The following is a 13,850-nucleotide window of genomic DNA, read 5'->3' on the forward strand; positions in this document are numbered from 1 at the left end:
TTTGAAGCGCTCGACTGGCAACGGAATACCATCGCGCACAAAAAGCCCAACCCGGGGTACGTGCGCCACGAGGACCACCATGGCACCAAAATCAAAGATCGTCGCCGCCGCGCTCGCCCTGTCCAGCTTGCTGGCCGGGACCGCAGCCACGGCACAAAGTGCACTCGACGGGCTCGAGACCATCGGCAAGCCCGTTCAAGCCGGCACGGGCTTCCAGCCGTCGGCCACCGAGCTTGCACGCGACATCGTCTGGCTCGACTCGATGATCCTTATAATCATCACGTTCATTTCGGTCTTCGTGACGGGGCTGCTGGCCTACTGCGTTTACGCGTTCAATCAGCGCAAGAACAAAACGCCCGCCACGTTCACCCACCACTCCACGCTCGAGGTGGCATGGACGGTGGTGCCGGTCTTCATCCTAGTGTTCATCGGGGCCTTCTCGCTGCCCGTGCTCTTCAAGCAGCAGGTCATCCCCGAGGCCGACGTGACCATCAAGGTCACAGGCTACCAGTGGTACTGGGGCTACGAATACGTCGACCACGACTTCCAGTTCGACAGCTACATGATCGGTACGGGCGAATATAAGCTGACCGACGACGTGCGCGCCGAGCTCCTCGCCGCGGGATACAGTGAGGACGAGTTCCTCCTGGCCACCGATACCGCGGTCGTTGTCCCCGTGGACAAGACCGTGGTCATGCAGGTCACCGGTGCCGACGTCATCCACTCCTGGACGATCCCTGCCTTCGGCGTGAAGCAGGACGCGGTCCCGGGGCGCCTGGCCGAGCTCTGGTTCAAGGCCGAGCAGGAGGGAGTCTATTTCGGGCAGTGTTCGGAGCTTTGCGGCTTCGCCCACGCCTACATGCCCATCACCGTGAAAGTCGTGAGCGAAGAGGCCTACAATGCGTGGCTCGCGGGCGCGATCGACGAATATGCCGGTGATCCCACGACCCTGCCCAGCGTGAAAGTTGCCGCCGCCGAATGACCGACACATCGCTCCATATCGCGACGACCGAACCGGGCGCGCCGGACTACGAGCCGACCTTTGGCGACTATTTCGCGCTGCTGAAGCCCCGCGTCATGTCGCTGGTCGTCTTCACGGCGCTGGTGGGCATCCTCGCGGCGCCCTCTGCGGGCCTTCATCCGGTAGAAGCCTTCGCGGCGCTCCTCTTCATCGCCATCGGGGCAGGCGCCTCGGGCGCGCTCAACATGTGGTGGGACGCCGACATCGACGGGGTCATGACCCGCACCGCCAAGCGCCCGATCCCCTCGGGCCGCGTGACGCCGCGCGATGCGCTCCATCTCGGGCTGGGCCTGTCGCTCCTCAGTGTCATGATGCTCTGGCTGACGACGAACTGGCTGGCCGGCGCGCTCCTGGCGTTCACCATCTTCTTTTACGCCGTGGTCTATTCCATGTGGCTCAAGCGCTCCACGCCGCAGAACATCGTGATCGGTGGCGCGGCCGGGGCTTTCCCCCCGATGATCGGATGGGTGGCTGTGACGGGCTCTGTCTCCGTGGAAGCGGTGCTGATGTTTGCGCTCATCTTCATGTGGACACCGCCGCATTTCTGGGCGCTGGCCCTCTTCATGCGCTCTGACTACGACGATGCGGGCGTCCCGATGCTCACGGTGACCCATGGGCGGCGCGCCACGCGCCAGCATATCCTGGCCTACACGATCCTCCTTGCTGTCCTCGCAATTGTCGCGGCCTTCACGGGCATCGGCGGGCCGGTCTACCTCGCGGTAGCCGTCATCGCCAACGCGATCTTCCTGCGGGATGCCGTGCGCATCTGGCGCCGCGACGAGGCGGATGCGGAGGCTGACAACTTCCGGGTGGAAAAGGCGTTCTTCCGATTCTCGCTTCTTTACCTCTTCCTCCATTTCGGAGCGATCTGGGTCGAAGCCGTGCTGCCCCAAGGAGCCTGGGGAGGGTTCTTCTGATGTCTTTCGAACACGTCACCAGCGACGTCCACGTCAAGCGCCGCAGCCGCAACATCGGCGTGGCCGCCTGCCTCGTGGGCTTCATCGTTCTTCTCTTCGCGCTCACCGCGGTGAAGATCCAGGAAAACGGGGCCAGCCAGGGCTTTGACCACGTGCTGCGGCCCGAACTCCTTCCGGTGGACGGCTCATGAACACCGCGCATCCCGCAAAGACGGCGCTGAAGCTCGCGGGCGTGGCGGCCATGATGCTGGGCCTCGCCTATGCATCCGTACCCTTCTACGACTGGTTCTGCCGTGTGACGGGCTTTGGCGGCGCCACGGGCGTGAGCGAAGTGGCCTCCGACGAGATCCTCGACCAGGAGATCACGATCCGCTTCGATGCCTCCACCGAGGCCGGCATGCCATGGTCCTTCGAGCCCGAAGTGCGCACGACGAAGATCCGGATCGGCGAGACGGGGCTGGCCTTTTACGAGGCGCATAACCCCACGAACCGGCCCATCGCCGGCACCGCTTCCTACAACGTGACGCCCTATCAGGCGGGTGGCTTCTTTTCGAAGATCGACTGCTTCTGCTTCGAAGAGCAGGTGCTCATGCCCGGCGAGACCGTGATGATGCCGGTGACCTACTACGTCGACCCGGAGATCGTGGATGACCGCGAAGGTCAGTACATTCACACGATCACTCTCAGCTACACTTTCTACGAGATCGACCTGCCCGAGGACGCGGAGCAGGCGGCGCTCGAGATCAATGACCAAGGCGCAACGTCGCTCAACTAACGGCTGATCCAGCCAGGGACGGAAACATGGCCCACGCAAAAAACCACGACTATCACATCCTGCCGCCCTCCATCTGGCCCTTCGTTGGCGGGGTGGGTGCCTTTGTCATGCTCTTCGGCGCGGTGCTGTGGATGCATGGCAGCGGGCCCTGGATGTTCCTCATGGGCCTCGTGGCCGTGCTCTACACCATGTACGCGTGGTGGGCAGAGACCGTGGCCGAAAACCACGTGGGTGATCACACGCCGGTGGTCCTCATCGGGCTGCGTTACGGCTTCATCATGTTCATCATGTCCGAGATCATGTTCTTCGCGGCATGGTTCTGGGGCTTCTTCAAGAACGCGCTCTACCCGATGGGCCCACTGTCGCCCGCCGTCGATGGCGTCTGGCCGCCCGTGGGCATCGAGACCTTCGACCCCTGGCACCTGCCGCTCATCAACACGCTGATCCTGCTCTGCTCGGGCTGCGCGGCCACCTGGGCGCACCATGCGCTCGTGCACGGCAACGTGCGCAAGGACATCAAGGACGGGCTCCTCATCGCCGTGGGCCTCGGGCTCCTCTTCACGGTCTTCCAGGTCTATGAGTACACCCATGCCTCCTTCGGGTTCGGCAAGGGCTGCGAGGTCTACTGCTCGAACTTCATCCTGCCGACGATGTTTCACGGCATCCACGTGGTGATCGGGACGATCTTCCTCTTCGTGTGCTACCTGCGGGTGCGGGCGGGGCATTTCTCACCAGAGAACCACATGGGGTTCGAGGCGGCGGCCTGGTACTGGCACTTTGTCGACGTCGTGTGGCTCTTCCTCTTCGCGGCGATCTACATCTGGGGCTCGTGACCTCAGCCCGTCCATCGAAGTCTTGAGAGAATGCGTGCCTCCGGCGGCCCTCCGGGGGAGGTACGGGGCACAAAGAAGGGGTGGGTCCGGCTCACCCCTTTTCCTTTGGGAGCGTGCGATGCGCAGTATCTTCTTGGCAGTCATCGGGCTCGGCGGAACGGCCGTGCTGCTCTGGCTCGGCCTGTGGCAGGTCGAGCGCCTGGCCTGGAAAGAGGGCGTGCTTGCGGAGATCGAGGCGAGCATCGCGGCTGACCCGGTGGCCTTGCCAGCCGCGCCCGTGCCCGAGACAGACCGCTACCGCGCCGTGGCGTCCTCCGGCGTCCTCGGGGAGGAGGAGCTGCACGTGCTCGTTTCTGCAAAGGGCTTCGGGGCAGGGTACCGCGTGATCCGGGCGCTGGAGACCGGCGAGCGGCGGGTGATGGTCGATCTCGGGATCATCGCGACCGAAGCCAAGGACACGCACCGCCCGGGCGGGGCACGCATGGTGGCCGGCAACCTGCACTGGCCGGACGAGGTGGACGGCTTCACGCCCGAGCGCGACCGCGCGGCTGGGATCTGGTTTGCTCGCGACGTGGGCGAGATGGCCGCGGCGCTCGGCACCGAGCCCGTGCTCATCATCGCGCAATCCGTGACCCCGCCACTCGAGGGCGTGCGGCCCTTTCCCGTCGATACGAGCGGTATCCCCAACGACCACCTGGGCTATGCTGTCACATGGTTCGGCATGGCTGCCGTATGGGTTGGAATGAGCGGGCTTTTCCTCTACCGCGGACGCCGCAAGACTGCCTGAGGCCCGACACCCATGCGCTACATCTCTACCCGCGGCAACGCGCCGGAGCTCACCTTCGAGGAGGCCATGCTCACCGGGCTGGCCCGCGACGGGGGGCTCTACGTGCCCGCCAAAATCCCGCAGATGTCCAAGCCCGACATCGCCGCGCTGGCGGGCCTCCCCTACGAGGAGGTGGCCTACCGCGTGATGCGGCCTTTCGTGGGCGAGAGCTTTTCAGACGACGAATTCCGCGGCGCGATCGACCGCGCCTATGCGGGCTTCGGGCATGCTGCCCGCGCGCCCCTGGTGCAGCTCGGGCCCAACCACCACCTCCTGGAGCTCTTCCACGGGCCTACGCTGGCGTTCAAGGATTTCGCCATGCAGCTTATCGGGCAGCTCTTCCAGATCGCGCTCTCTCGGCGAGGAGAGAAGGTGACGATCGTGGGCGCGACCAGCGGGGATACCGGCTCTGCCGCCATCGAGGCCTTCCGCGGGCTCGACGCGGCCGATGTCTTCATCCTCTACCCCCATGGACGCGTGAGCGAGGTGCAGCGCCGGCAGATGACGACGCCCACGGAGGCCAATGTCCACGCGCTCGCGCTCCACGGCACGTTCGACGATTGCCAGGCCAAGCTGAAGGACATGTTCAACGACTTCGCCTTCCGCGACGAGGTGCGGCTGGCGGGCGTCAACTCGATCAACTGGGCGCGGGTGTTGGCGCAGGTCGTCTACTATTTCACCGCCGCGACCGCGCTCGGCGCGCCGGACCGCGAGGTGAGCTTTACCGTCCCCACCGGCAATTTCGGGGATATCTTCGCAGGCTACATCGCCAAGCGCATGGGGCTCCCGATCAAGCGTCTCGTGGTGGCCACCAATCGCAACGATATCCTCCACCGGGCGCTCTCGACGGGCGATTACGTCACAGGCGAGGTGCACCCGACGATCACGCCGTCGATGGATATCCAGGTGTCTTCCAATTTCGAGCGGGCGCTCTTTGATGCATATGACCGGGACGGTGCCGCCGTGGCGCAGCTCATGGCCGAGCTGAAAGGCGGCGGCTTCCACATCTCGCAAGGTGCCCTCGAAGGGCTGCGGGATCATTTTTCGTCAGGACGCTCCGACGAGCACGAAACGGCGGCCACGATCACGCTGGCGCGGGACACGATGGGCGAGCTGCTCTGCCCCCATTCCGCGGTGGGCGTGAAGGTGGCCGAGGAGCAACTGGGCGCCGACTTTGACGGTGGACCCATGGTCACGCTCGCCACGGCCCACCCGGCGAAATTCCCGGACGCCGTGGAGGCCGCCACCGGTTTTCGCCCCCCCTTGCCCCCGCGCATGGCCGACCTGTATGACCGGCCCGAGCGGGTGACCGAGGCCGAGAATGACCTCACCGCACTGGAAACACTCATCAGGGACCGCCGCGCTTGACCCTTGAGACCCACACCCTGCCCAACGGCTTTCGCATCGTCACCGAGCACATGGAGGGCCTCAAGAGCGCGTCCATCGGCGTCTGGGTGAATGCGGGCGGGCGCCACGAGCGCGCCGAGCAGAACGGTATCGCTCATTTCCTCGAGCACATGGCCTTCAAGGGCACGGAACGGCGCACCGCGCTCCAGATCGCCGAGGCCATCGAGGATGTGGGCGGCTACATCAACGCCTATACGAGCCGGGAGACGACGGCCTATTACGCCCGCGTCCTGGAAAACGACGTGCCGCTGGCGCTCGACGTGATCTCCGACATCGTGCTCAATCCGGTCTTCGATAATCGCGAGATCGAGGTGGAACGCGGCGTGATCCTGCAGGAGATCGGGCAGGCGCTCGACACGCCTGACGATGTGATCTTCGACTGGCTCCAGGAGGAGGCCTATCCAAACCAGCCCATCGGGCGCACCATCCTCGGCCCCTCCGAACGTGTGCGCGCGTTCGAACGGTCCGATCTCAGCACCTTCGTGCGCGAGCACTACGCGCCGGGCCAGATGATCCTCGCCGCCGCGGGCGCGGTGGATCATGAGGCCATCGTGCGGGAGGCTGAAAAGATCTTCGGCCACCTCGAGGCCCGCGCGCCCCTCGAGATCGAGAAGGCGAGCTTTGGCGGCGGTGCCCGGTTCGTGGACAAGGGCCTCGAGCAGGTGCATTTCACGCTGGCCTTCGAGGGGCCCGACTACCGAGACCCGGCGATCTACACGTCGCAGATCTTTTCCACGGCCTTTGGCGGCGGCATGTCCTCGCGTCTCTTCCAGGAGGTGCGGGAAAAGCGCGGGCTCTGCTATACGATCTTCGCCCAGGCGGGCGCCTATGCCGATACCGGCCTGACCACGCTTTATGCCGGCACGAGCGCCGAGCAACTGGGAGGGCTGGCCGAGATCACCATGGACGAGCTCAAGCGCGCGGCCGATGACATGACCGCCGCCGAGGTGGCCCGCGCCCGCGCACAGATGAAGGCCGGGATGCTCATGGGTCTCGAGAGCCCTTCGTCCCGGGCCGAGCGCCTTGCGCGGATGATGGCCATCTGGGGCCGGGTGCCCGCGCTCGACGAGATGATCCAATCCATCGACAGCGTCACCACAGGCGACATCCGCGACTTCGCCACCAAGATGGCCGAGGAGAAGCGGATGGCGATGGCCGTCTACGGCCCGCTGAAGAACGTGCCGTCGCTCGAGACCTTGCAGGAAAGGCTCGCTGCTTGAAATTCAACCGGGCGAGCAAGGTCCGGATCGAGACCGAGCGGCTCACGCTGCGCCCGCCCATGCATGGCGACTACCGCGCCTGGTCCGCTCTGCGCGAGGAAAGCCGGGAATTCCTCGCACCGTGGGAGCCGCACTGGGCGCCCGATCACCTCACCCGCAAGAGCTTTACGAACCGCGTCTACTGGGCCAATCGCTCCATCTCCGGGGGCACGGCGGTGCCCGTCTTCATGATCCGGCGGAGCGACCTGCGGCTCGTGGGGGCGATCACGCTCGATCATATCCGGCGCGGGCCCGCCCAGGCGGGCACGACGGGCTACTGGGTGGGCAAGCCCTTTGCCCGGGAGGGCTACATGTCCGAGGCGATCGCGGCGCTCGTGCATTTCGCCTTCACCGAGCTCGATCTCAGCCGGATCGAGGCGGCTTGCCTGCCGGAAAACAAGGCCTCGCGCGGGCTCCTGGAGCGGAGTGGCTTCAAGTACGAGGGGGTGGCCCAGAGCTACCTGCAGATCGCCGGGCGCTGGCGCACCCATGTGCTCTACGCCAATCTCCGCCACGACCGCCGGGGCAAGACGGAAGCGGGTTAGCCTAGACACTTCGCCGGGCGCGCTATTCTTCGGGTATGCGCCTTGTTCTCCCGTTTCTCGCCCTCCTTGCAACGCCTGCTTTTGCCCAGTCCGAGCGGCCCAGCCACTGCATCGCCATCGCTGACGCCGCGCCGGGCCTCGAATACGTGCAAAAGGCCAGCTTCCGCGACGCACTCGATCCCTTCAGCGTCAGGATTTCCTACATCGATCACTCGATGTTCCTGATCCAATCGGCCTCCGGCCCCTCGGCGGTGACGGATTACAATGGCTTCATCGGCGTGGTGGATTTCGTGCCCGACGTGGTCACGATGAACAACGCTCACAACACGCATTGGACGGCGCTGCCGGACCCCGCGATCCCCCACGTGCTCGAAGGCTGGTGGCAGGAGGGGCGGCCTGCCGCGCACCGGCTCGAAGTGGGCGAAATGCTCGTGCGCAATGTCACCACCGACACCCGGCCCGGGGCCTTCGCCTTCGGGTCCGACGAGGTCGACGAGGACGCAAACTCGATCTTCGTCTTCGAAGTGGAGGGCCTTTGCATCGGCCATGTGGGGCATCTCCACCACGCCCCTGACGATGCGCAATACGCAGCCCTTGGGCGGCTCGACGTGGTCATGGTCCCGGTGGATGGGGGCTTCACGCTCAGCACAGGCGAGGTGAAGGAGATGCTGGGGCGGCTGCGGTCCTCGCTCGTGCTGCCGATGCACTGGTTCTCCCCGCAGAACCTCGAGCGTTTTCTTGCGGAGATGGAGGGCGATTTCGTCATCGAGCGGAGCGAGGAGACGAGCGTGACGGTCTCGCTCCGCGACTTGCCGAGCCGGCCCACGATCCGGGTCCTGCGCCCGCAGTTCCTGCGCGAGCCGCAGTGACGCGTCGGGCCGGATCTGCTTTACCCCCGCCATGCTGAACGAAGCTAACACCGCATTCGAAAGCCGCCTGCGCGCCGCACTTCCAGAGGCCACGTTCCGTGAGGCGGCAGCGCGCTATTTCGAGGAGCCGCGCGGGCGCTACGCGGGGTCCGCTGGCCTCGTACTCGCGCCTGCGAGTGTCCAAGATGTCTCGACCATCCTGCGCGAGGCCAATGCCGCACGCGTGCCTGTCATCCCATATGGCGGCGGCACGGGGCTCGTCGGCGGACAGGTGGCCGAGAGCCTTCCCGCGCCGGTCGTTCTGACCCTCGAACGCATGACGAAGATCCGCGCCGTCCATGCCGATGAAAACGTGCTCGTCGCCGAGGCGGGGGCGATTCTGAAGGACGTTCAGGACGCGGCAGGCGACGTGGGCCGGCTCTTTCCATTGTCGCTCGCTTCCGAGGGCTCGGCGCGGATCGGGGGGCTTCTGGCGACCAATGCGGGCGGCACTGGCGTGCTGCGCTATGGCAATGCGCGCGATCTCTGCCTCGGGCTGGAAGTGGTGCGCGCGGACGGCACGATCTGGCACGGGCTCTCGCGCCTAAGGAAAGACAATGCGGGCTTTGACCTGCGCAATCTGATGATCGGCTCGGAGGGGACACTGGGCATCATCACCGCGGCCTCGCTCAAGCTCTTCCCCGTGGCGGCCGAGCAGGGCACGGCGATCTTCACACTGCCGTCGGCCGAGGCGGCGCTGAAGCTTCTGGCGATGACGCGCGCGCAGGTGGGAGAGGCGGTCTCCGCCTTCGAGCTTATCCACCGGCAGGGCTTCGATTTCCTGTCTGAGACGCTCCCTGAAATCCGCCAGCCGTTCGACACGCCGCCGGAGTGGTGCGCGCTCATCGATCTTGGCCTGCCGAGGGGCCTTTCAGCCCCGCAAGCCTTTGAGACCCTCTTCGCCTCCGCGATCGAGGCTGGGCTGACGGAAGACGCCGTCATCGCGCAATCCGAGCAGCAGCGGCAGGAGATCTGGGCGGTGCGCGAGCACATCCCGGAGGCCAACCGCCGCATCGGATCGGTCTCTTCCCACGACATCTCCATGCCGCTGTCGGAAATCCCCGCCTTCATCCCCGAGGCCACGGATGCCCTCGGCAAGATCGGCCAATTCCGCATCAACTGCTTCGGCCATGTGGGCGACGGAAACCTGCATTACAACGTCTTCCCCATGCACGGAAAAAGCCGCGCGGACCATGAAAACCAGCGCGCCGAGATCAAGCGGACGGTGCATGATCTCGTCCATGCCCATGGCGGGTCGGTGGCCGCCGAGCACGGTGTGGGGCGGCTGAAGGTGGAGGATCTCGAGCGCTACGGCGACCCCGCGCTGCTCGACATGATGCGCGCCGTGAAGGGCGCACTCGACCCCAACGGCATCCTCAATCCGGGCGTGATGCTGCGTTAGCGAACGGCGCGGCTCGCCGGATGTGTCCCTGCCAGTGGACAGGCACATACCGTGATTACACATCAGGCGCACGTGAGACGCAGCAAGGAGATTAATCCGCGCACGGACGCCTATTAGTCTCTCTCGACGGAAGACCCCTAAGACCCTTAGGCCCCTTCGAACTCGGTCAGCGCATGGACATCCATCCCGAGCGCTTCGAGCTTTTTCCGACCGCCGAGCTCCGGCAGGTCGATCACGAAGGCGCAGCCGATCACCTGCGCGCCGAGCCGCTCAAGGAGCTTGATGCCCGCCTCTGCCGTGCCGCCCGTGGCCAACAGATCGTCCACCAGAAGGACCCGCTCACCGGCCTCGAGCGCGTCGTCATGGAGCTCCATCACCGCCTCGCCGTATTCCAGCGTGTAGGATTGCTCGATCGTGGCCCCGGGCAGCTTGCCCTTCTTGCGCACCGGCACGAAGCCCACCGAGAGCTGGTGCGCGATCGCGCCGCCGAGGATGAAGCCGCGCGCCTCGAGCCCCACGACCTTGTCGATCTCGGCGCCGGCATAGGGGTGCAGCAGCTGGTCGATGGCCATCCGGAAGCCTCGCGCATCGGCGAAGAGCGTGGTCACGTCGCGGAACATGATCCCCTCATGGGGGAAGTCCGGAATGGTGCGGATGTAGTCTTTGACGGTCTTCACGTGTCTCTCCTCAAGGGCGTAGGCCGGGCGTCAGCCCGGCGTCCGGCGCAGCGTGGCCGTCAGCGCGCCCATGGCGATGAGCGTCGCGCCGCCTGCCTGAGTGAGACGCCGGATGACGCTGGGCCGCGCGATGCGGGCGCGCATCAGGTCGGCGGCGAGCGCATAGGCCAGCGCGTTGATCGCGGCAAGGCCTACGAAGGTGGTGGTGAGGATCGCGGCCTGCGGGGCGAAGGGCTGCGCTGGAGAGATGAATTGCGGCACGAAGGCGATGAAAAAGCCGATGCCCTTGGGATTGAGCGCGGTGACGATGGCCGCGTGACGCAGGATCGCACGCGGCTCCGTGGCCGGCGCTTTCGCGAGCATGGCCTTTCCCGGCGCGCTGCGCAGCATCTGGAGCCCGAGATAAACGAGGTAGGCCGCGCCCACCCATTTGAGCAGCGTGAAGGCGGTGGCCGAGGCCGCGATGATCGCGCCGAGCCCGGCGAGCGCCGCTGTCATGGCGATGAGATCGCCAAGCGCTACGCCCGTGGCCGTGGCAACAGCCACCTTGCGCCCTTGCGAGAGCGCGTAGCTCAGGACGAGTAGGATCGTCGGTCCGGGGATGAGCAGCAAGGCGGTGGAGGCGGCCACGAAGGCAAGCCAGAGATCGAGGGGCATGGGCTCTCCTTAGCCGTGCAGTTGGGTGAGGTGTGTCATCGGATAGGCACGCTGCATCGTCACAAGACGCGCCCCGCCACGGCGTCGAGCCGCGCCATGACGGCAGGGTCACGGGCCTCAGGCGCGGTGATGATCGCGTAGTCGAGCGCGCGGTCGCAGCCGTGTTCGCAGGGCGCGCGGTCAGCGCCCAGAAGGCCGGGCAGGGCGGCGACGAGGCTTCGCGCCTTCTCGGCATTGCCCTGCAGTGTCTTGATCACCTGTGCGACGTCCACGGCGTCGTGCTCCGGGTGCCAGCAATCGTAGTCTGTGATCATGGCGACGGAGGCGTAGCAAAGCTCGGCCTCCCGGGCGAGCTTGGCCTCGGGCATATTCGTCATCCCGATCACGTCGCAGCCCCAGACCTCGCGGTAGAGCTTCGATTCGGCCAGCGTCGAGAATTGCGGGCCTTCCATGGCGAGGTACGTGCCGCCGTCATGGACGGTGATCCCGGCCCCACGCGCGGCTTCGGCTACCGCCGCGCCGAGGCGCGGGCAGGTGGGGTGGGCGAGGCTTACATGGGCCACGCAGCCCGCGCCGAAGAAGGACTTTTCCCGCGCGGAGGTGCGGTCGATGAACTGGTCCACGACGACGAAATCGCCGGGCGCCATCTCCTCCCGGAAGCTGCCGCAGGCGGAGAGGGAGATCACGTCGGTCACGCCGAGGCGCTTCAGCGCGTCGATATTGGCGCGGTAGGGCACCGTCGTGGGCGAATGCGTGTGCCCGCGCCCGTGGCGGGGCAGGAAGGCCATCTCCACTCCGCCGAGGCGGCCGGTGAGGATCTCGTCCGAGGGTGTGCCCCACGCGCTCTCCTGCGCGACCCAGGCTGCGCCCTCGAGCCCGTCGAGCTGGTAGACGCCCGAGCCGCCGATAATCCCGATTTTCGTCTGTGTCATGGGCGCGAGCCTGACCGCCCGGCGCGGCGATGAAAAGCCCCCGATGCACCCTGCGCCGATTGAACGCCCGCCCGTGCCTCATCCGGCGTCAGTGCCCTCAACGGGAATAGGCCCGCAACTCTTCGATGCGCCCACGGACCCGCGCGCATTCCTTGATGCGCCCGCCTTCGAGGCCCGAGGCGACCGCCGAGCGCGCCGTGGCCTGCAAGAGATCCCAGCCGCGCGCGAGAAAGACGGTGGCGTATGGCGCGCCTGCCTCGGGGTCTCCGAAGGCCAGGACCTCGAGCTTGGAGGCCTCGGCGTCGGCGTCGACGGCCTTGAGGCCTGCCTCCATGCGGGCGAGGATCTCCGTCACGCCCGCCGTGCAGGCGTCTGAGACGCAGAGCCCGGCATCGATCCGGACGTGGCTGGCCGGGGTGCCATCGGGCATCGAAAAGAGCTGCGCGGTGTCCTCGGCGGTCAATGGCACGAAAGGGCCATTCTCTCCGTAAGAGAGCGTCAGCGGGCCGACGGGTATCTCGGGGATCGGAACCGTGCCATTCCCCTCGGGGGCGATGGTGCGCACGCTGTCGAGATCGACGGCCGCGAGCGCCGCGTCCTCGCCCGTTACCGAGATCGAAAAGATCACCTCGCGGCTAAAGCGATAGGTTTGCACCCCCTCGACATTGGTCCGCAATGGGGTCGGCGTGTAGCCCGACTTTCGCCTATGGGTCGCGTTCTGCGCATATTCCACGCGGCCCGGTGCAACCGTGCGAAAGACCGGGTTGCCCGGCACGTCGCCCTCGTAACAGGTGGCAAGCTCGTCCGCATGCTGGCGCCCCATGACGAAAACCTGCCTGGCCAGAAACGCGTGGGGCAGAGAGATCGAGGTGCCTTGGCTCTGGTGCCTCTGTAGCGTCCCGCGATACCGGATCGCCTCCCGTCTCAGCGCGTTGCCCTCGGGCAGCCGGTCGATCACCGCGCTCAAGAGCCGCTCGGCTTCGGCAAAGTCGCGATCCACGAGATCGCCCTCGATGTGAAGAAGCCCGAGATCCACCATGGCGCGCAGGCCGCCCCGTGCCGCGGCCTCGCGGAAGATCGCGACCGCCCGCTTAGGGTCGCGGCCGGTCGCCGTCCCGTAGATCAGCTGGCGTGCGAGTTCGGCCGAGGCATTCTCTTCTTCCGCGGCGTGCCCTGCCTCGAGATGGGCGATGCCCGCTTGCGCGGCAGCGCGCAGCTCTTCACGGCTGAGCGTGGCGTCGCGCGTCAGTGCGAGGCTCGCCAGCCCCGCGTTCCAGTAGCCCACCGGGTTGCCCGCATCGGCGGCGCGCAGAAACCACGAGACTGCCTCAGGCAGATCACGCTCCACCCCCGCAAGGCCCCCGCGATAGATGACCCCGGCATAGAGCATCGCCGTAGTATCGCCGCCCGCGGCGAGCCCTGTGGCGATCTCGAGCGCGCGCGCGCCGTCACCTGCATTGGCGGCGGCCAAGATATCTTGCACGCTTTGGCCGTGGGCCCGCGCGCCCGAAAGGCACAAGACCGCCGCCACGCACACCAAGACCAGCTGAACCAAACGCTGCATCGTGCATCTCCCCCGTCTCGTGATCACTCTAGGCAGCATCGCCGCCGCGCGTCGAGAGGGGTGGCAAAATTGATGCGGCCGCAGCAAATTTCGCGGCACGCATAGCAGGTATGCGGAAGAATACCGT

At 66.2% G+C, this 13,850-nt stretch carries 15 protein-coding genes; 11 read left to right on the plus strand and 4 right to left on the minus strand.

Going from position 1 to position 13,850, the window contains the following annotated elements:
- The first annotated feature begins 79 nt into the window (after positions 1-79).
- The 11 genes from coxB to AAFM92_00895 all read left to right on the plus strand — a co-directional run bounded on the left by coxB (position 80) and on the right by AAFM92_00895 (position 9,893).
- Entirely contained in the window at positions 80-982 is a 903-nt protein-coding gene (gene coxB / locus AAFM92_00845; protein MEL7298905.1) for a cytochrome c oxidase subunit II, read from the plus strand.
- Entirely contained in the window at positions 979-1,938 is a 960-nt protein-coding gene (locus AAFM92_00850; GenBank protein MEL7298906.1) for a heme o synthase, read from the plus strand. The genes coxB and AAFM92_00850 overlap by 4 nt, the downstream gene beginning before the upstream one ends.
- Positions 1,938-2,129 carry a hypothetical protein gene (locus tag AAFM92_00855; GenBank protein ID MEL7298907.1) on the plus strand — a complete coding sequence of 64 codons (192 nt, stop codon included), beginning with the start codon at positions 1,938-1,940 and terminating at the stop codon, positions 2,127-2,129. Before AAFM92_00850 ends, AAFM92_00855 begins: the two co-directional genes overlap by 1 nt.
- Complete coding sequence (locus tag AAFM92_00860; GenBank protein MEL7298908.1) at positions 2,126-2,713, plus strand: cytochrome c oxidase assembly protein; 588 nt, start codon at positions 2,126-2,128, stop codon at positions 2,711-2,713. Before AAFM92_00855 ends, AAFM92_00860 begins: the two co-directional genes overlap by 4 nt.
- Before the next feature lie 26 nt (positions 2,714-2,739).
- Positions 2,740-3,546: a cytochrome c oxidase subunit 3 gene (locus AAFM92_00865; GenBank protein ID MEL7298909.1), complete on the plus strand. Its 807-nt coding sequence runs from the start codon at positions 2,740-2,742 to the stop codon at positions 3,544-3,546.
- Positions 3,547-3,664: 118 nt separating this feature from the next.
- Positions 3,665-4,333 (plus strand): SURF1 family protein, encoded by a 669-nt coding sequence (locus AAFM92_00870; GenBank protein ID MEL7298910.1) that lies wholly within the window; start codon positions 3,665-3,667, stop codon positions 4,331-4,333.
- A 12-nt stretch (positions 4,334-4,345) separates the two neighbouring features.
- Positions 4,346-5,740 carry a threonine synthase gene (gene thrC / locus AAFM92_00875; GenBank protein ID MEL7298911.1) on the plus strand — a complete coding sequence of 465 codons (1,395 nt, stop codon included), beginning with the start codon at positions 4,346-4,348 and terminating at the stop codon, positions 5,738-5,740.
- Positions 5,737-6,999 (plus strand): pitrilysin family protein, encoded by a 1,263-nt coding sequence (locus tag AAFM92_00880; GenBank protein ID MEL7298912.1) that lies wholly within the window; start codon positions 5,737-5,739, stop codon positions 6,997-6,999. The genes thrC and AAFM92_00880 overlap by 4 nt, the downstream gene beginning before the upstream one ends.
- Complete coding sequence (locus tag AAFM92_00885) at positions 6,996-7,583, plus strand: GNAT family protein (protein ID MEL7298913.1); 588 nt, start codon at positions 6,996-6,998, stop codon at positions 7,581-7,583. The genes AAFM92_00880 and AAFM92_00885 overlap by 4 nt, the downstream gene beginning before the upstream one ends.
- Positions 7,584-7,618: 35 nt before the next feature.
- Positions 7,619-8,452: an MBL fold metallo-hydrolase gene (locus AAFM92_00890; GenBank protein MEL7298914.1), complete on the plus strand. Its 834-nt coding sequence runs from the start codon at positions 7,619-7,621 to the stop codon at positions 8,450-8,452.
- Positions 8,453-8,483: 31 nt separating this feature from the next.
- Positions 8,484-9,893 carry an FAD-binding oxidoreductase gene (locus tag AAFM92_00895; protein MEL7298915.1) on the plus strand — a complete coding sequence of 470 codons (1,410 nt, stop codon included), beginning with the start codon at positions 8,484-8,486 and terminating at the stop codon, positions 9,891-9,893.
- Positions 9,894-10,039: 146 nt separating this feature from the next.
- On the opposite strand, the gene AAFM92_00900 is transcribed toward AAFM92_00895, so the two are convergent.
- From AAFM92_00900 to AAFM92_00915, 4 genes are all read right to left on the minus strand, one after another.
- Positions 10,040-10,570, minus strand: a complete 531-nt coding sequence (locus AAFM92_00900; GenBank protein MEL7298916.1) for an adenine phosphoribosyltransferase — start codon at positions 10,568-10,570, stop codon at positions 10,040-10,042.
- A gap of 30 nt (positions 10,571-10,600) precedes the next feature.
- Entirely contained in the window at positions 10,601-11,227 is a 627-nt protein-coding gene (locus AAFM92_00905; protein MEL7298917.1) for a LysE family translocator, read from the minus strand.
- 59 nt (positions 11,228-11,286) lie between these two features.
- Positions 11,287-12,159, minus strand: coding sequence for an S-methyl-5'-thioadenosine phosphorylase (locus AAFM92_00910; GenBank protein MEL7298918.1), 873 nt, complete (start codon positions 12,157-12,159; stop codon positions 11,287-11,289).
- A gap of 97 nt (positions 12,160-12,256) precedes the next feature.
- Positions 12,257-13,642 carry a tetratricopeptide repeat protein gene (locus tag AAFM92_00915; GenBank protein ID MEL7298919.1) on the minus strand — a complete coding sequence of 462 codons (1,386 nt, stop codon included), beginning with the start codon at positions 13,640-13,642 and terminating at the stop codon, positions 12,257-12,259.
- Positions 13,643-13,850 lie beyond the last annotated feature (208 nt).

This window comes from Pseudomonadota bacterium (assembly GCA_038533575.1).
Lineage (GTDB): Bacteria > Pseudomonadota > Alphaproteobacteria > Rhodobacterales > Rhodobacteraceae > Shimia_B.